We start from the raw sequence: 19,033 nt of genomic DNA on the forward strand, positions 1-19,033 counted from the left end.
CCGTGATCATCGAACGGAGCCGGTAACAGCCATCATCGCGCCAGCCGGCACGGTGAACGTGGACTCAGGCGCCACCGTCTCCCGCGCCTCCTGAATTGGCCCGTCTGGATTGGCGGCCCCTTCGACACCGTTCGGATGCCAGCCATACTGATCCGGGCCAAAGACAGATACCTTGACGCTGCCCCGGAAGCCACTATCCCGGGTCGAATGAAAAACGACGCGGAATGCATGCGCCGAGGTGAAGTCCTTGTTAATTACGAGAAGGCCCCAGCGGCCATCCGGACGCTTTGCCGCATAGGCCGTTACAATAGTTTGGCCCAGTTGATTGGTCATGCTGCTCGCCGCCGTGTACACGGTGTGCTCGCCGCCGCCAGGCGACAGCCAGTCCTGTGTGATCAGTCTGGCCGCGAAGTATTGGGCCGACGGAAACCGGATATCGTTGAGTGAATCACTCGGGAACATCGAGAGCACTCCCCAGCAGTCTCCGGAAGGCGACGGTTCGAGCGGCTCAGGCTCGTATTCGTAGTAGAACGCCCCACTTCCGCCATCCGTCAGAAAACTGCCGAGAAAGTCGCCGATCCAGTCGGCGCCACCTACATCCACAGCCGCCTCGTTGTAATTGGCAGCGCAATTGTATTCGGTGATGTATACCGGCACACCCGCCGGCGCTCCAGCCAGTTTCAACATCTGGAAGAATCGTGCCACGATCACCGGTTCCGCCACAAGGTCATCCGTCGGCATGGAGCTGATTGAGAACGGATAGTGCTCAAACGAGAGAAAACCCAGACGACCGAGCGCGCCGCGCAGGCTTAAGTAGCGGAAGAACCGATGAAGCCACGAGGTATCACCATCCGAGTCGGGCCACGCAGCTACAGCGTCGGTCGTTTGCAGAACTGGCCCGCCGAGCGGCACCTTTGGGGCAACCCTCCGGATGGCGGTCGCCCACTGGATCCAAAGCGCGGCGTAATCCTCCGGCACGATATACTGGCCATCCGGCTCCTCACCGAGTTCGACACCTGCCAGCGGATAACCCTTCTTGACGAGGTAGGCGATCTCCGCTGCAGCGTCATCTGGTGTTCCGTACAGCATGCTCACCGGGACCATGGCGGGCAAGTGGCGAGCGATCGGCGAGCCTAGAACCTGGTCTAGCCCCGGCTGCTCCTGGTCGATAACCTGATCCGAACTGCTGTGCCAGGGATCGACCGAGGATACCCAGGTTACAGTCTGACCCGAATCCGGCTCGTGAACCACGTCGTCGATGAACGAACCATCGGCCCCAATCACTCCGACGTACACTTCGTCCACGGCATAGCCCATCGCATTGCGAGGATCGCTGTTGCCATGGGTATCCCACGTATTGGAAGAGGCGGTCATCAAAATGCGGACAAAGCGCACGAGGTCGGGTGAGGCCGCAAGCTTACGTACCTCATCGCGCCCCTCACCACGGTCAATTGCGCCGGCTGGGAAAGTCTGCCAGCCGCCATGTGCCGGGTCGCTCATCGCCTGCGGTCCGGTCCAGTACTGCACCTGATAGCTCACGGCGTACGGATTCGCCCAGCTGATACGGATCGCATCCACATCCACACGCTGGCCGAGGTCCAGGACAATCCACTGCGGATGAGCGGCATCCGGCTCACCGGTGTACCGCGAGCTCAGATACGGATCGCTCTTCCAGTACGTGTGCCCGTGTCCGTCTGTCAGGCGCGAGTAGTCGTCATTGTTTGCTTGATCGTGGGTAAAACCACGGTGCGGCAGCCGGAATCCCCACGAATCGATAATTGAGCCGGAGGCCGGCGCCGAACCGGTGAAGTATCCTGCGCCGGTCGGGTCGCTCCATGTTCCGGTCGGTGACCAGTGCCACGCCTGAACGCTTAGCTCGGTGTATAGCCGATAGCTCACCGGCTGCCACCCCGCCGAAAGCATCTGGCTGACATTTTGCCGCGAGTAGATATAGGGGATGGAACCGGCGTGCTGAGAATCGACCGACGCCCCGAGGGCGGTGCGAGGGTCAAACCGGTTGGTACTCGCCGAAGGACGCGCATCCACAGTAATCTGCCCGACCGTCTGGCCGTTCGCCGGCGACGCCACCATGTTCAAGCCGTACAGCGCAATCGCTCCGTGAAAGCACGCTCGCAACGCTGTGCCGTAAACAGAACCGCATCGCCGAATCCACCGGTCTGCGCTCAATTTCGAACCGGACGTCCCGTTTCCAGCATTGTCTTGATACGTTCTGCCGTCTTCACAGTGCTGCAAAGCCGCACAAACGCTTCTGCCTCCAACTGCAGCATGTATTCCTCGGTTACGGTCGACGGGTGCGGGAGATTGCCGCCGCACATCACCGACGCCAGTTCGTGTCCGATCAATGCGTCGTGCTCGCTGATATAACCTGACCGGCGCATGATATGAAGTTCCAGATCGAATCGTGCGATGCCGTCGCTGCCCATTGCGGAGATCGCCGCCGGCTCGGCAGCATGCCACGGTTGCGAAGCCATCTCCAGTGCGATGGCGCGTGTCGTGGCGACCACCGCGTCACTGTTCGCCACCTGAATGTCGTCGGGCCGCAAATAGCCCAGCGAAACCGCTCCGCGGGCACTCGACGAAATCTGCGCCATGCCCATCGCCTCAAAGGCGCGGTGCACGTACGGGAAGGCATCCACACCGGCTGCCGGCGGCATTCCCGCCAGCGCACGTACAACCAGTTCCGTGGTGCCGCCCGCGGCGGGAATGACACCAACGCCGGCCTCGGGCAGGCCGATGTAACTCTCAGCAGCCGCCACAACCCGTGCTGCATGGAGCATTACCTCGCAGCCGCCGCCCAGGGCGTAGCCGTGCACGCCAGCCACGACCGGCACACGGGCGCGCTTCAGCCGCAGCAGCGCCAACTGGAGGCGTTGGCCCAGATTGAGCATCGAATCCCAGTCCCGCTCATAAATACCCATCAGGACAAGCTGCAGGTTGAAGCCTGCGGAAAAGTGCTCACCCTGATTGGCGATGATGAGCGCCGCGCCATTTCGCTCAGCCTCTTCACGACTGGCGTCGATGAACGCCGAAATGCCGTCACCGAGCACATTCATCTTGGAGTGGAATTCCAGACACAGGATGCCGTCGCCGGTATCCAGCAGTGAAAGATCGGGCGTTTCGCGGATAACACCTCCCGACCCCCTCACTCGCGCCAGCGAGAGGAACTTCGGCGCCTCCACGATCTCGCTCCGTGGCGGAGCGCCGGTGACATCGACGCACAGCCTGGCGCCGTCCATGGCGGTATAGAAGCTATCCGCGCCGGTCTGGAGAGCCTGCTCCACGCACGCCGGCACCGCCAGGCCGTCCTCTGCGACGCGCTCGGCGAACCAGCGCAAGCCAAGCGCATCCAATGTCTCAAACGGACCCAATTCCCAACCAAAGCCCCAGCGGCAGGCGTTATCGATGGCCGGCAGTGTGTCCGCTATTTCCGCGGAGATGTCTGAGGCACAACAGAGCAGATCGCGCAACACCTCCCAGAGGAACATCGCCTCCGGCGACGTGTCGGCCAGGAGTTTCCTCAAGCGCTCGGCCAGCGGCAGAGCCCGCACATCGGCGAACCGGCTCAACCTGGCATCGTGGCGTGGTCGGTAATTCAGTGTTGCCCAGTCCAGCGCCAATATCTGACGATCCGGCAGTCGCTTATAGAATCCCGCGCCCACCTTCTCGCCGATCCGGCCTTGCTCGAGCAGCGTTGCCATCGGCTCGGGTAGATCCAGCGAAGAGTGGTACCGGTCGCGAACGAGCCGGGAGGAAAGGTTCGCTGCGACATCCGCCGTAATGTCCAGCCCGCATATATCGCAAAGACGGAAAGTACCGCTCTTTGGGCGCCCGATCAAGGGACCTGTCAACGCGTCCACGGTTTCCACGTTCAGGTCGTATTTCAGCGCAGCATGGACCGTACGCATCATGGCAAACACGCCCAGTCGGTTTGCGATGAATCCCGGAGTATCGTGCGCGTAAGCAACCCGCTTACCGAGGACGTCCTCAGAGAACCCGGTAAACTGCTCAAGGACCGCCGGGGATGTCTCCGGTGTTGGAATGATCTCCATAAGCCGCATATACCGCGGTGGGTTGAAGAAGTGCGTGCCGAAGAAGCGCTCCCGGAAGCTGTCGCTGCGCCCGGCGCTCATGTCGGAGATCGAAAGACCACTAGTATTTGTCGTTATAATCGCCGTCGGTCCAGCGGCTCCTTCGATCGCGGCCAGTACGGAGCGCTTTATCTCAGCGGATTCCACCACCGCCTCAATAACCCAGTCGGCGCCCGCCATCCAATCCAGATTGTCGGTGGTGTTTCCCGCGCGAATACGGGACTTGTCAGAGGGAGCAAAGAATGGATCCGGCCGGAGTTTTGCGGCTCGCAAGATTCCTGCGGAAGCCATCGAACTGCGATCCGTTCCGTCGGTAGAGACCACGTCTAACACGTCGGCCTGCCAGCCGACATTGACAAGGTGCGCTGCGATCTGCGAGCCCATGACACCGCCGCCGACGACGACCGCCCGGCCCGAACCCGTGTGTTGGTTCATCATCAAATACGTCTCGCTTCTGGTGCGTCCGCGGGCCATCTAGGGCCAATTGATTGTCGCTATACCTCCGGCCGGTACAATCCGGTGGTGCACAGTTTGCGGCGCCACACCGGCGTTGTACCACACCGACTGATGCCGTGAGCAACGAGTACCGAACAGATCGCTACTCGCAGCCTCGAGCATCTCGACGGTCGCCGGATCCGGCATTCTGTGCTCCTCCAGCCAGTGCGCGGCGGCGCCGCCGAAATTCGGGTCATTGCCGGCTATCGGCAGCTTCGCCACTCGGCCGGCGCCCGGACGTGCCTCGCACTCCTGAAGCACTGAGGAGATAACCGTTCCATCCGGAGTCGCGATCGGCTCGAGACCCGCAGGCACGATCAGAATGCCACCGGCGCGTACCCACTGTACGATCCGGTCCAGAATGCTGCGTTCCATAACGCCCGCCTTTGGCAGCAGCAGCACGCGCAGCCGACTCAGTGCGCCATCGGTGATCTGACCGTCACTCGCAAACGCGTAGTCTGTATAACTGCGAAGGTTTTGGGCGATGCCCAGGAAGTCGTTGTGGTGCAGCCTTATCCACGTTTCGGGATAGTAGAGCCCGATCGACAGAAGCGGACCGCGACTACGGAACTCCGGCGCATAACGCACGAAATTGGCGTGCGCCTCGGCCGACCCGAACAGATTGCCGTAGTAGTAGTGGAGGCCGAGCGCTCCGGAGGCGGCAGCGTTGTAAATGCGCGCCACCACTCCGCCGGCGTCTACGCCACCGGCCGGTTCAAAGCTGAAGTAGGCGCCATACTGGCGGCACGCCGAAGCAACCCACCGTGTGTATGAAAAGTTGTCGCGATAGTTGCTGCCCTCGTTGGTGATGCGTATGCCGGCGTGGAACTCTGCGGCCGCTTTCGCCTGCTGCCCAAAGTCGCTGCCATGCTCCGGCGCGGCATCGCCGCCCGTGCAGACGTAGACATCGCCGTGTGGATAGACCTCGCGCACGCTTTGGAGCCAGAAGCGAACGTAGTCGGTCATCGATCCGATGTACCAATCCATGAGGTCGAGCCACGCTCGCTGATCGGGCGCGTTCGCTCGGAGAAACGGCACAATGCGCTGAAACGATGCGATCGGGGCATGCCAGGCGGCGGAAATTGCTGTTATGGTGCGATATCTGCGGCGCAGCCACGCACGAAAACTCCGCATGGCGTACGGATCGCCGGCCCAGAAGCCGGGATGCGTATGGTAGTGGCCGTGCACGTCCGCCGTCCAGTCGTTGCCGGAGACCGGATAGATGGCCTCTCCATAGTTGCCGCTGATGCCGAGGAGCACCGACTCAATCACGCCGCTGCCGGCATAGTGACGCAAGAACGCCTGCACGAAGGTCCGAACTAGGTGCCGGAAGTAGGGGTTCCACAGCGACTGCACGTCACTCGCCTTGTGGTGCTCCAAACAGACGTAGCCCTGAGACTTGGCGCTGTGGTAGTACCAATCCGGCAAGCTATATGCACTCCCGCATATAAGGAACGGGACCCACTTGAGTCCGGTGCGCTTATAGATCCGGACATAGCGGTCGTAGACGCTCCAATCCCACTTGCCTGGCGCCGGCTCGCAGAGGTTCCAGCGAACGTACACCTCATGGCTGGTTACCCCAAGCGCCTTCATTCCCGGCGCAGCAACCGCCAATTGCTGTGCCGCGGAGCGCGCATCCGCAAAGCTCTGCGGATCGAAACCACCGACAATCAGCTGTTTGCCGCTACCAATCCGCGTTTCGGTTGGCATCGCCGGAGGAAACGTGCGCTCAAGCCGGCTCCAGTCCGTTGGCTGGCGTCCGGACAGGCGCACGCTGTGAACCGCAAGCTGCAGACCGTCAAGCCGGAAATCCGCGCCGAGGTTCTGGGCATGCCGTGCAGCGAATCTGTTCAGACGGAACTCAACCCGCAGAAACTTGCCGGATCCTGAGCGCCAGCCGCCGGCTTGACCCTCTGCCGGTCGATACTTGCCGGTAACCGTGGCACCGTCGACGCTGTCATACTCCAAACCGATCGGTGCGCCCGGCGTAAGATCGGTGTAGGTGACGGTGACCCATACGGGCGCCGAGCTGGAAAACCGGTTGGCTTCGGCGGTTTGGAAGTAGAGGTAACGCGAAGAATTCGCGCCCGCGTCGGGCTCGACCACGCGCATATTTCCAACACGGTGCAGTGATGCGACTCCGTCCGCGCCGGAAAGCAGGTTTAACCCGCCGCCAAGCTCGCCGGCACGCCAAACCGCCACGCCGGATGCCTGATTTCCTGCAGTTGGCGCCCCGGTGACAAGCGCCGCAAACAAAGCTGACAGCAGCGCGAAACTCTTTGACATCCAGACCTCGATCTAAGGGTGAATTAGCCGCGCGTCAATGGCGCGTTCCGAAATCGGCCGACGCGGCACGAACGACCGTACCAAGGTATCTGCGTTGCGGAGAACCTGTGACTCCAGCGTCCGAAGGCGGCTGCGTTTCAGCCCATGCGCCGTAAACCATCCCTCCAAGGGCGGCCACAGCCGTATAGTCGCCAATGAAAGCGTTCATGGGATTGAAACCGGTAGTCGTCCAGTCGAAGTTCCTGAAGATGCGGCCGCCATCGGTGGATCGGGCAAGCACGACCCGCGCACGCTGCCCACCCGGGATGGCGCGCCGATCGTACAACAGCACGTACAGCGCGCCGGTCTGTGGATCAGCCGAAGCGGAGGCAAAGAACTGGTCAACGCCGTCGTGCAAGGCATCGTCGTTCACGCGGACAGGCGCAGACCACCGGCTACCGCGGTCGTCGGAGCTGCTGCAGAAGATGTCCGCATCCCCGTTGGTAAGATCGCTCCACACTTCATAGAGGCGCATCGGCGATCCGCCTTCGCCCGGCGCCAGCGTCATCACGGGAAACCCGTTGCAACGTCGCACCTGCGTCAAGCTGAAGTACGCGTCACCTGTTGGAAGCACCTCGCGAGAACGTTCAAACGTAACGCCACCATCGTGTGACCGTGTGAAGACGATGTGCTCACCATCCGTCCACGATACGTAGAGGGTTCCGTCCGGCGCTACAGAACCTGTAAAGCCCTCGACGTCACCGTTGTCATCACGCGGACTGCCGAGCCGCGTACTGATTTGCAGCGGCGCAGACCATGTCAGGCCATCATCCGTGGAACGTGACAGCAAGATCGAAGAATGGGCAAGCGTGAAGTGCGTCCAACCAACATACAGGTTGCCGCGGAATGCAGTCTTCGTCTGGTCCGCTACGATCCACGGCTTGTCCTCCATTGGTGCGCCCGGCTTGTCGGGGTTCTCCGTTACCGCGCGGTCCTGTGACTCCCAGGTGGCTCCGCCATCGAGGGACCGCCGCACAAATATACCGTTGCGACCAGCCCGGTGCGCCCAATAGTCGGTGGTGCCCAGCTTGTCAAACGCCATATAGCAGATGATCGCGTGATGCTCGGCGTCGAATGTGACGGAGACATCACCGGATACTTTGTACCGCGTCGACTTGACACCGGATGCACGCCGCCAAGTGTTGCCGCCATCGTCCGTCCACGCCGCTGTGGCCGGATCCTGCCACACCACCACGGCATGCTTCCGGTTGCCCGGATCGATGGCGACACCGGGCTCGGAGAAGAAGCCGGAACTGCCGGTAACGTTCTGAACCTTTGACTCCGGGGGCATCGGAAGGCTGACTGGCGCCGTCTTGCCGCCTACCGCAGCAGCGGGCGCGGTATTCGCTGGGTGAACCGGTGCGCCGATTGGGCGCCGGCGCCGGTGCTGGGCGGAACTGGGCGCGGCCGCCACGATCATAAGCAACAAGGCGGCACAAATAGCTTTTCGCACGTCAGTTACCTCATCCCGTCTGCAGCCAGCTCCGTGACGGTGCGCTGATCACGGATCCGGGATAGCAGCAAATCGAAGCCGCGGCTCATCCCCCGCCTCAACACGGCCGACCACGTCGGCGCCGGCGCCACCCGATCTGAGAGCACGGAGCAGAGTCCGCAGCGACTCTTCAGCAACGCAGATGGCGAGTCCTCCGGACGTCTGCGGATCGGCGAGGACGTGCAGGCGAGGTGGCGCGATGTCACACTCAATGCTCAAATATGGCCGCACATAGTCCAGATTCTCGGCGCCGCCCCGCGTTGTATGACCGGCAGCGGCCAACTCCTCGGCGCCCGGCAGAACCGGAATGCGGTTCGGATCGATCCGGATTACCACGCCGCTGGCAGCCGCCATGCGGTAAAGATGTCCGGCAAGTGAGTATCCAGTTATGTCGGTTGCAGCCTGAATAGCTCGGCCGGGTCCAACCCCCACGGACCGCATCGCCGACGCGGCCGATGCATTCAATTGCTGCATACTGCTGCACGCCGCCGTCAGCACCGCGCCGTCACAGGCATCGTACTTCGCGGCGGTCGTTACGATTCCGGTCCCGAGTGGCTTTGTCAGCACCACCACGTCGCCCGCCCGCGCGCTCGAATTCGTCGTAATAAACGCCGGGTTCACGATGCCGGTGACCGCCATTCCGTACTTCGGTTCCGGATCATCAACGCTGTGGCCACCCAGAATGACGACCCGTGCCTCGGCCGCCTTTTCGGCCCCACCACGCATGATTTCGGCAAGGTCATTAGGATCTCGATCACGGATCGGGTAGCAGAGGATGTTCATCGCGGTTTTGGGTTCCGCGCCCATCGCGTAGATGTCGGAGAGCGAGTTGGCAGCCGCAATCTGGCCAAATACCCAGGGGTCATCCACTACCGGCGTGAAGAAGTCCACGGTCTGCACCATGGCAAGATCGTCTGAAATGCGATAGACGCCTGCATCATCACCAGTCGCGATGCCTACAAGCAGGTCGTCATCCTGGTAGAGGGCCGCTCCACGCAGAACCTGCGCGAGACGCTCGGCCCCGATTTTGGCGGCTCAACCAGCGCACCGCACCAGATGCGTCAGGCGAGTCCGCGCATCAATGTCATCCGCTATCCAAATCACCCCCTCTCAGTGCTTCGGCAACAGCGTCGGCAAGTTGGACCATCTCTTCACGATCCACCGTCCTCACATCCAACAGGAGATAACCGGCTGAAAGCCGTCCAAAGACCGGCAGTCGTGCCTGACGCAAGCGCCAGGCGAGTTGCGAGGCAGAGATCCCGTCCGGTCGTGGCGCGATCACCACCACGGTCGTGGGCAGATGCTCATCAGGCAGTGAACCGCCGCCAACTGCGGATAGGCCGGGCGCCACACGCACATCCGCAGTGTTCGGCAGCAATCTGCGTATCAGCATTCTCTGTAGGGTTCGTGCAGCACGCTTCAACTCGTCCGGAGTCCTGCACAGATATCGGAGTGTTGGAATGGCCAGCCTGGCCCGCTCAGGTTCCGAATAGAGGCTCAGCGTGGCCTCCAGACCTGCAAGAGTCAGCTTATCCACTCGCAGGGTTCGCGCCACGGGGTGGGAACCGATGCGGGTCAGCGTGGCTCGGTCGCCAAGGATTACGCCGCACTGTGGACCACCGAGCAGCTTGTCTCCGCTGGCGGTCACCAGGCTGCAGCCACTCGCAACGGAGCCGCCTAGGCAATCTGCCGTGCCGCCGTCCGCCGGCACGGTAGGAACGACGGACCCGCTTCCCTGATCCATCATCACAGGCACGCCATTGGCGCGACCCAGTGCAACCAGCTCTTCGGTGGTGGCCGCCTCGGTGAAACCCGTCATTGCGAAGTTACTCGGCCGGCAGCGGAGGATCATGGCCGTTTCGGGCGTGCACGCCCTCGCATAGTCCGCGATTCGAGTCCGATTGGTGCTCCCAACCTCTACCAGGCGGGCACCGGCGGCGCGAATTATATCCGGCATCCGGAACGAGCCACCGATCTCAACCAGCTCTCCTCGCGAAATGATGACTTCCCGGCCAGATGCAAGAGCGGTGATGCAGAGAAAAACCGCTGCGGCACAGTTGTTCACAATCAGCGCGTGCTCTGCGCCGGTCAACATCGAAAGCAGGCGGCCGGCACGATCACCGCGACAACCACGCGCGCCGGTGTCGCGGTCTACCTCAAGCGTGCTGTGGCAGCGGGCAGTGGCCGCAATTGCAGCGGCCGCCTCGTGGGCAAGCCGCGCGCGCCCCAAACCCGTGTGCAGCACAACCCCGGTGGCATTGATGCACGGCGTAACGGTCGGCAAGGCAATCTTCAACAGTTCATCGGCGGCCGCTCGGAGGAGCTCGTTAGGCTCGGGTGCGCCGGCGCCGGAACCCATCGCGAGGCGACTCCTTTGGAGCACGATGCGCGCAGCGTAGATGCATTCCGCCTTCGTCAATCCCGGAGTAACCATGGACGTAAGCAGTTGGCGGGCCAGCCGCTCCACAGATGGAAGCCGACGTGTGGCAGGTTCGCCGATCGTGCTGGCGGAAGGCATTGCTCATTATAACCCGCGGCACGCCGTTGAAGGATAGGCGCGGCTTCGAGCCGAATGACGCTGGAGCGGTGGTAACACCATTGCCAACGCCATCGCCGACGAGCAGCTCAATGTCAATAGATACGGAACCGCTGGACGCACTTGTGAGGCTATCCCATGCGCTGGGTGACGAACGTGCCGGCTGCGCCATTTTGGCCGAAGGCAACACTTCTGCCGCAGTTGACTCGGCCAGCTTCTATGTGAAGGCAAGCGGACGAAGCCTCTCAACGATCACCGAGGATGGGTTTTGCAGGGTCGCCGCAGCTCCGATCCTGGAGGCCATGGCTGGTGCGGAACTGAGCGACGCGGCCGTTAAGGACCTGCTGCTTGCGAGCGTGCTGGACGCTGAGCCAGGCGTAATGCCGTCGGTCGAGACGTTCTTCCATGCCTGGCTGCTCACCCTACCGGATGTGCGCTTTATCGGACACACGCACCCCACCGCTGTTAACGCGCTGCTATGCTCAGAGCAGGCCGCCGAGCACGCCAGTGGCCGCTTGTTCCCGGACCACATCGTCAGTTGTGGACCGGCATCCTGCTTTGTGGATTACGTGGATCCCGGCATTCCGCTAGCACTCGCAATCCGTGATGCCGTTGACGCGTATATCCAGGTGTGGAGCGAGGCGCCGAAGACGATTCTGATGCGCAACCACGGACTCATTGTACTGGGCGCCACTGCAACCGACGTCCGCGCCGGCACGGTTATGTGCGTCAAGGCTGCGCAGGTGCTGCAGGGTACGATGGCGTTCGGCGGACCGCACTTTCTTGGCCCTGACCAGGTACAGCGCATCCACGGGCGTCCCGATGAGGCGTACCGCAGGCGGCAGATTGAGCGGCAGTAAGGAGAGCGCGGCTTGACACACGGGAGCGGCGATTTGAGCAACCACGGCGCGATGCTCCAATGGAGGCTGTACGGCGCTGGATTCGATAACCTGGGCCGCGATGGGCGACCGGAGCGCGTTGTGATTCCGGAGCCGGGACCGGACGAACTGCTTGTTCGCTGTGATGCGTGTGGCCTGTGCTTCTCGGATACCAAGGTCATCGGTCTTGGCGCAGACCATCCGCGCATGGCCGGTAGGGACCTCGGCGTGGACCCCGTGACGCTAGGGCACGAACTGGTCTGCACCGTCGTGACTGCCGGATCGCGGCGCGCAGCGAGGTTTTCTCCGGGCGAGCGTTATGTGGTTCAGGCGGATATCTTCTACAAGGGCCGCAGCATGGCGTTCGGCTATGTCTTCCGTGGCGGGCTCTCGCAGTACGCGCTTATTCCGGCCGAGGCGCTGGACGGCGACGAAGGGTGTTATCTGATGGCGGTAGCGCCGCAAACCGGTTACGTAGAGGCTGCGCTAACCGAGCCATGGGCGTGCGTTGTGGCGGCGTACGAGCAGCGGTGGCGTGAAGAACCCGCCGCGTCAGGTTCGATGCTGGTTGTTGACGATGGTTCCGTCGCGGCCGGCAACATCGACCTCACGCCGATTCAATCTGCTGCGCCAACAACCATCGTGGCATGTGGCGCGTCGAGAGAGCTGCTGAATCGCCTGACGCCGCTTTGTGGCTTGCTGGAGTCCGTTCCGATGCATGCAAGATGGGCGGACCAGCTCATCGCGGAGCGGCCGGCGCAATTCGATGATATGCTTCTCATCGGCACCGAAGCGGCCAACCATGCCACGGCCGCCGGCGCATTGCTGGCAGATCGCGGGATTTGCGTCTTGTTGACGGACAGTTTGCCGCTCGGCGCGACTCCTTTGGACGTTGGCCGCATTCACTACAACTGCCACCGATACGTTGCCGCGCTACCAGAAAAGCTGGGAGATGCCTGGCGGATGCGCCGCTCGGCCCAGCTGCAGCCTGGAGGGCGGTGCATGATCATCGGCGCCGGTGGACCGATGGGGCAGATGCATCTTCAGCGCGCCATTGACCTTGCCGAGCCACCGGCGTTGATTGTTGGTACGGAGATGAACGCACCGCGCCTCGCCGCCCTGCACCAGCGGTACGCGAAGCTGGCGGCATCGCGCGGAATCCGGCTGTTACTTATCGACCCAGCGGTGCAATTCAATATGAACGAGCTGGTGGGAACGGCCGAGTTCGACGACGTGGTGTGCATGGCGGCCGCTCCGGAGGCGATTGCGCAGGCTGCCCAGTTCCTGGCGCCGGCCGGCTGGCTCAACATTTTTGCTGGCGTGGCGCGAGGGACAATGGCTTCGTTGGAATTAAGCCGCCTCCTCACTGGCGCCCGGATCATCGGCAGCAGCGGATCGGCACTGGCCGATATGCGTCAAACACTGGAGTATGTGGAGTGCGGAAAGCTCAATTCAAATCGATCCTTGGCGGCCATCGGTGGCATGGAAGCCGCCGCGCACGGGTTGGAGGACGTGAAGAGCGGGCGCTATGCCGGCAAGGCACTGATCTTTCCGCACATCAGCGGATTGGGCATGACCGCGCTGGAGCAGCTGGGCTCGGTGATGCCGACAGTGGCGGCCGAGCTGGAAGACGGGATGTTCTGGACCCGCCGAGCCGAGCAGGAGCTGTTTCGTATCACCGCCGCACCAGAGGCAGAGGAATCTGAGAAGGAAACGAGATGACCCGAGAAAGCGAACGAGCGGCGCCGAAGGTAGCGCGAAGGCAGGCGATTCTGGGCGCCGCCGGAACGTTTGGAGGACTGTGGATGAGCACCCTGCCGGCGAGCGCAAAGAGCACCCAGGCCAACAACCGCTTGAACATTGGCGTGGTCGGCGTCGGCGATCGCGGCGGTGACAACCTGGCGGCTGTCAAGAGCGAGAATATCGTGGCCCTGTGCGACGTGGACGATACGTTTCTTGCGCCGGCGGCCAAGGAGTTTCCAGCGGCCCGCCTGTATCGGGACTTCCGCCGCATGATGGAGCAGCGCGATATCGATGCCGTGGTAGTGAGCACACCCGACCACATGCATGCGCCGGTGACGATGGCCGCTCTGAAGTCGGGTCGGCATGTCTATTGCGAGAAGCCGCTGGCCCATACCGTTTACGAAGCCCGCCAGGTCACGGACGAGGCAAGGCAACGCGGACTGACCACGCAGCTCGGAACGCAGATTCACGCCGGCGACAACTATCGCCGCGTCGTCGAGGTGATACGCAGCGGCGCCATCGGAGTGGTTACGGATGTTCACGTTTGGGCGGATCGAATCTGGACCGGAACAGGGAGGCCTACCGACAGACCTCCGGTTCCATCCACCCTGGTGTGGCCGCTGTGGCTGGGTGTCGCGCCGTTACGGCCATATAACCCGGTATACCTGCCCGCCACATGGCGCGGATGGTGGGATTTTGGTGGCGGAACGCTGGCCGACATGGCCTGTCACCACGTCGATCTGTCGAACTGGGCACTGGAACTGGGTCCACCGATTTCCGTGGAGACTGAAGGACCGACGCTCCTTGCCGAGAATACGCCTGCATGGTTGATCGCCCACTACCAGTTCGCGGCAACCCGGGTCAACCCGGCAATATCACTGACTTGGTACAACGGTGGAAAGCGGCCACCGCAATTTGCAACCGGCGAGCTGCCCGCGTGGGGCGATGGCACTCTGTTCGTAGGCGAAACCGGCATGCTGTTGGCAGACTACGGCCGCTACGTGCTGCTGCCTGCCGATCAGTTCGTGGGCTATGTGCCGCCGGCTCCATCCATTCCGGCGTCGATTGGCCACCATCGCGAATGGATCGAGGCATGCAAGAACCACGGCCAACCCCGGCCACTATGCAACTTCGACTACGGTGGGCCGCTCTCGGAAAAGGTGTTGCTCGCCAATGTAGCCTACAGATCCGGTAAAAAGCTGGAATGGGACTCCGCCTCGCTCTGCGCACGCGGGTGCCCGGAAGCCGACGCCTTCATACGCCCGCACTACAGGCGGTTTTAGATGGCAGTACCTGTGCACGCAAGCTCAACCGACTTGCGTCTGTCTGGTCGTGTTGCCGTTATAACGGGAGCCGGCCAAGGCCTGGGCGAAGCGCTGGCGCACCGGTTGGCGCAAGAGGGCTGTCATGGCGTATGCGCGGCAGATCGGAATGGTGTGGCTGCCGCGCGAGTTGCCGCTGAGGTTGCCGCGAAGTATCCTGGCTGCAAAACCCTGGGCGCGCAGTGCGATGTGACCGATGAGGCCGAGGTTGCGGAGATGGTTCGCTCAACCGAGGCGCATCTGGGACCCCTGGACCTGGCCGTTTCCAACGCAGGCATTCTGAAGGCCGCCGATGTGCTGGAGCTGACGGCGGAGGATTGGCGCGACGTTCTGGATGTGAACCTCACGGGGTACTTCCTCACAGCACGGGAGGCGGCTCGGGCTATGGCGCCTCGCAAGCGCGGCGTGATCATTCAGATCAACTCCAAGTCAGGCAAGAAGGGCAGCTTTCGTAACTGCGCCTACGCCGCCAGCAAATTCGGCGGAATCGGCCTCACCCAGAGCCTGGCGCTCGATTTAGCCCCGCTCGGCATACGGGTAAATGCCGTCTGTCCCGGTAACCTGCTGGATGGCACACTCTGGCAGGAGAGTCTTTTTGATCAGTACGCCAAAACGCAGGGAATATCGCCCGAGGCGGTTCGACGGAAGTATCTCGATCAGGTGCCGCTCGGACGTGCCTGTACGTACACAGATGTTGGTAATGCCGTTGTGTTTTTGGCCTCGGACGAGGCCGCGTATATGACGGGGCAAGCGATCAATGTTACCGGTGGCCAAGAGATGCGCTAGGCGTGGCCTCTGGCTGACGGTGCTCGTGGCGCTGTCGCACGCTGTGCGCGCGCAAAGTGCACTCACCCCGCCACAGCCAACCACCCTACCGTTCGTGTTTTCAGGCGGCGTCATCATCGTGCCGGCTTCCATCGGCACGTCACCTGCCCTCCCGTTTGTATTGGACACCGGCGCGGGCCAGACGCTCATTCGCGCTGATCACATCGGCGACCCTGGCGCCGGCGCTAGCGTCTCAGTTCCCTCCGCGGCCGGCCTGATTGCCGGTCGCAAAATCCTGGTGAACAGATTTTGCATTGGCAGTGGACGCGCCACACTGTCGTGTGGCCCCACGGCAGTACTGGTTTCCAACAAGGCCGTCATACCGTCACCGCCGGGTGTAAGGGCCTGCGGCATCCTTGGCATGGACGTACTGGCTCACTGGTGCCTTCAATTCGATTTCGTGCGATCCTGTATTACATTCTGGCCTGGCGGCGCCCGGCCGGAGTTGAAATGGGACAGCCACAACGCGCCGGTATTCACGTGCTTGCTGACGCGCGACAATGGCGGTGTGCTTCCAGACGTCTCTGTCAATGTCGGCGGCGACTCGCCATTCGACGCACTGGTCGATACTGGGTACACAGGTCTCATGCTGATGCCGTACAGTTGTGCGGTTTCCGCCGGATTCGTGGAGCAGCACTATCCGAGAATCGTCGTGACCGCACAGACGCCGGCCGGAGCGTACAAGATTGCAAAGGCGCGCGCACAAACGTTGACGATTGCGGGCATTGATGCCAGCGGCCGGGTGGTGGATATCGATGAACGTACCGACGGCAGCGCGCCAACGTTTGGGTTTGTGGGTACCCAGTTTCTACGGTACTTCAACATCGTGCTGGATCTGCCGGCCGGACGGATCACCCTGCAGCGCAACAGTCTCGCCGAGTCACCGAACCCGCTCATTAAGCCATCGCTGGGTCTGACCGTGAAGGCGTTTCCGGCCTGGCTGCTGGTTACCACGGTTGTGCGCCTCTCGCCAGCTCAGCAAGCGGGAATCCATCCCGGCGACAGGATTACGGCGATAGGTCGCCACGATGTCCGTGACCTGACCGGCGCCGCTTCGAGGCTAGTCAACGCAGCCGCGCCCATCCTGCTCCACATTCAGCCGGCCGTAGACCCAAACCTGGGCACAATTGGCCCGGTTTGGGCCGCGTCGATCTCGCCTTCGGCGCCGATCGACTGGGGCAGGCAGGAACGGTGACGGCCGGGTTGTGAGCCGTCAGACCGCAGTGGATCCTTCGTGGAGTTACGACCGCGTTGCCGAGGAGTACGACCAGTCGCGTACGGTTCCGCAAGACGTGGCTCGTCGCCTATGGCAGATCGTGAAGGCAGCCGGCAGCCTGAGCGACGGTTCTGTAGCGCTGGATGCAGCGGCTGGAACAGGTCGGTTTACATTGGCCGCAGCCACGGCCGGACTGAGCGCCGTCGCTGTTGATCGCTCGGCCGGTATGCTCTCCGTACTCCGGCGCAAGGCGAACCAGAGCGCCGTGACCGTACAGTGCGCGTTGGGAGACGTTACGGCCCTGCCGCTGCGGAGCGAAACGATCGATGTGGTCCTGATGGTCCACATCCTGCACCTGCTGCCTGACCCGGACGCAGCGCTCGCCGAGGTCCAACGCGTGCTTGTACGCGGTGGAATGCTGTTTGCCGCGCGCGAAGTACGCGAGGAGATATCGCTGCGCGACCAATATGTCACGCTCGCCGCCGGCCTTGGCGCAACTGCGGAGTCTGGTTCGCCGATGGATGCGGTGCTCGCACATCTTACTGAGAACGGCGCCAACGTGGAGCGCGTCGACGACGGCATCTTGTGCTGGCGGCGGAGGTTAAGCTGGGAGCAGGCGCTCGAGCAACTCCGCAGCCGCTCCTGGCACTATCAATGGACGATCAGTTCGGCCGCGCATGATGCGGTCATGGCGCAGTTGGAGCTCTGGATGCGCGCTAACGAAATTATCCCGGAGCAGGAGTGGTCCGGCGCAGCCGCCCTACACCTCTGGCGCGTCGGCTGGCCACCGGCAATCTGAACTCCAGCCGGCAGCGACGGGTATTCTTTCGGAAGGAAGGAGCGCAGGGATGGCAAAACGCAAGCTGAACGTGGCTCTCATCGGATACCAGTTTATGGGAAAGGCGCACAGCAATGCCTGGCGCCAGGCAGGTCGGTTCTTCGACCTGCCCGCAGACCCAATCCTCAAAGTACTGTGCGGTCGAAACGAAGCCAAAGGGCGGGCCGCCATGGAGCGGCTCGGCTGGGAGGAGTTCGATACGGATTGGCGCCGCGTTATCGAGCGGCCGGATATCGACATCGTGGATATCGGTACGCCGAATGACAGCCACGCGGCCATCGCACAGGCCGCGTTGGCAGCCGGCAAACATGTGCTGTGCGAGAAGCCGCTTGCCATCACCCTGGATGATGCCCGGGCCTCATTCGAAGCAGCGCGTGCCAGCGGCAAGGTGAACGGTATCTGCCACAACTATCGGAAAGCGCCCGCCATCGCATATGCCGAACAGCTGGTGCGTGAGGGCAGGATCGGCGCTATCCGCCACTTCCGTGGCGCATACCTGCAGGATTGGATCCTGGATCCCGGTGTGCCGCTCGTTTGGCGATTGGACAAGCGCATCGCGGGCAGCGGCTCCAACGGCGATCTGAATGCCCACCTGATCGATACCGCGCGGTTTATGCTCGGCACGGAGTTCACAGAGGTGTCGGGCATGAGTGAGACGTTCATCCGGAAGCGCCCACTCCTCGCCGACACCGAAGGCGGACTGGCGGGATTCACAGCTTCGGGTGAGCTTGGTGATGTTACCGTCGACGACGTCACGGCGTTCCTGGCTCGGTTTCAGAGCGGCGCTACCGGCACGTTTGAGGCTACCAGGCTGGCGCCGGGCCGCAAGAACTACAAGCGGTGGGAAGTAAACGGTGAAAAGGGCAGCATTGCGTTCAACTTAGAGCGAATGAACGAGTTTGAACTCTACCTGGCAGACGACCCGCAGGGAACTCAGGGCTTCCATCTCGTACAGGCTACTGAGAGCTTTATGCCCTATATGCAAGCGTATTGGCCCGTAAGCCATATCCTGGGTTACGAGCATACCTTCGTCAACATGATGAAGGATTTCGTTGATGCGGTCGCGTCTGGCGGCAGGTTCTCTCCCGACTTCCAGGATGGATACCGGAACCAGGCCGTGCTCGCCGCGGTAGACGCATCGTGCGCGTCGCGCCAGTGGGAGCAGGTGGAACGGTAGCTCTGCCCGGCTCGGCAACGCGGTGGTGCCTGACCGATGGAACCAGAACGCATGACGGCCCGGTATCTGTTAGATAA

13 protein-coding genes are annotated in these 19,033 nt (G+C 62.3%); 7 read left to right on the forward strand and 6 right to left on the reverse strand.

All coding sequences use genetic code 11. The features are described 5' to 3' along the window. Window positions 1-6: 6 nt before the first annotated feature. The 6 genes from KGJ62_12325 to selA form a co-directional block, all read right to left on the reverse strand. Window positions 7-2,136: a discoidin domain-containing protein gene (locus KGJ62_12325; GenBank protein MDE2127367.1), complete on the reverse strand. Its 2,130-nt coding sequence runs from the start codon at window positions 2,134-2,136 to the stop codon at window positions 7-9. Window positions 2,137-2,183: 47 nt separating this feature from the next. Continuing rightward, window positions 2,184-4,547 carry an enoyl-CoA hydratase/isomerase family protein gene (locus KGJ62_12330; GenBank protein MDE2127368.1) on the reverse strand — a complete coding sequence of 788 codons (2,364 nt, stop codon included), beginning with the start codon at window positions 4,545-4,547 and terminating at the stop codon, window positions 2,184-2,186. Window positions 4,548-4,583: 36 nt separating this feature from the next. After that, window positions 4,584-6,890: a beta-galactosidase gene (locus KGJ62_12335; GenBank protein MDE2127369.1), complete on the reverse strand. Its 2,307-nt coding sequence runs from the start codon at window positions 6,888-6,890 to the stop codon at window positions 4,584-4,586. A 34-nt stretch (window positions 6,891-6,924) separates the two neighbouring features. After that, on the reverse strand, window positions 6,925-8,220 hold the full coding sequence (locus tag KGJ62_12340) for an exo-alpha-sialidase (protein MDE2127370.1): 1,296 nt from the start codon (window positions 8,218-8,220) through the stop codon (window positions 6,925-6,927). A gap of 210 nt (window positions 8,221-8,430) precedes the next feature. Continuing rightward, the gene (gene selD, locus KGJ62_12345) at window positions 8,431-9,504 is read right to left on the reverse strand and encodes a selenide, water dikinase SelD (protein ID MDE2127371.1); all 1,074 of its coding nucleotides are present in this window, start codon (window positions 9,502-9,504) and stop codon (window positions 8,431-8,433) included. A gap of 1 nt (window position 9,505) precedes the next feature. Continuing rightward, on the reverse strand, window positions 9,506-10,939 hold the full coding sequence (gene selA, locus KGJ62_12350) for an L-seryl-tRNA(Sec) selenium transferase (GenBank protein ID MDE2127372.1): 1,434 nt from the start codon (window positions 10,937-10,939) through the stop codon (window positions 9,506-9,508). 110 nt (window positions 10,940-11,049) lie between these two features. Between selA and KGJ62_12355 the strand changes: the two genes are divergently transcribed. Genes KGJ62_12355 through KGJ62_12385 form a run of 7 tightly spaced genes read left to right on the forward strand, consistent with a single transcriptional unit; the run spans window position 11,050 to window position 18,956 of the window. Beyond that, window positions 11,050-11,817 carry a class II aldolase gene (locus KGJ62_12355; GenBank protein MDE2127373.1) on the forward strand — a complete coding sequence of 256 codons (768 nt, stop codon included), beginning with the start codon at window positions 11,050-11,052 and terminating at the stop codon, window positions 11,815-11,817. Window positions 11,818-11,829: 12 nt separating this feature from the next. Further along, window positions 11,830-13,557: an alcohol dehydrogenase catalytic domain-containing protein gene (locus KGJ62_12360; GenBank protein MDE2127374.1), complete on the forward strand. Its 1,728-nt coding sequence runs from the start codon at window positions 11,830-11,832 to the stop codon at window positions 13,555-13,557. After that, window positions 13,554-14,861 carry a Gfo/Idh/MocA family oxidoreductase gene (locus KGJ62_12365; protein ID MDE2127375.1) on the forward strand — a complete coding sequence of 436 codons (1,308 nt, stop codon included), beginning with the start codon at window positions 13,554-13,556 and terminating at the stop codon, window positions 14,859-14,861. Before KGJ62_12360 ends, KGJ62_12365 begins: the two co-directional genes overlap by 4 nt. Then, window positions 14,862-15,686 carry a sorbitol-6-phosphate dehydrogenase gene (gene srlD, locus KGJ62_12370; GenBank protein ID MDE2127376.1) on the forward strand — a complete coding sequence of 275 codons (825 nt, stop codon included), beginning with the start codon at window positions 14,862-14,864 and terminating at the stop codon, window positions 15,684-15,686. Further along, window positions 15,667-16,920: a PDZ domain-containing protein gene (locus KGJ62_12375; protein ID MDE2127377.1), complete on the forward strand. Its 1,254-nt coding sequence runs from the start codon at window positions 15,667-15,669 to the stop codon at window positions 16,918-16,920. The genes srlD and KGJ62_12375 overlap by 20 nt, the downstream gene beginning before the upstream one ends. A gap of 10 nt (window positions 16,921-16,930) precedes the next feature. Continuing rightward, window positions 16,931-17,740, forward strand: a complete 810-nt coding sequence (locus tag KGJ62_12380) for a class I SAM-dependent methyltransferase (protein ID MDE2127378.1) — start codon at window positions 16,931-16,933, stop codon at window positions 17,738-17,740. 49 nt (window positions 17,741-17,789) lie between these two features. Then, window positions 17,790-18,956 (forward strand): Gfo/Idh/MocA family oxidoreductase, encoded by a 1,167-nt coding sequence (locus KGJ62_12385; protein MDE2127379.1) that lies wholly within the window; start codon window positions 17,790-17,792, stop codon window positions 18,954-18,956. Window positions 18,957-19,033 lie beyond the last annotated feature (77 nt).

Source organism: Armatimonadota bacterium (assembly GCA_028871815.1).
Lineage (GTDB): Bacteria > Armatimonadota > Chthonomonadetes > Chthonomonadales > Chthonomonadaceae > REEB205.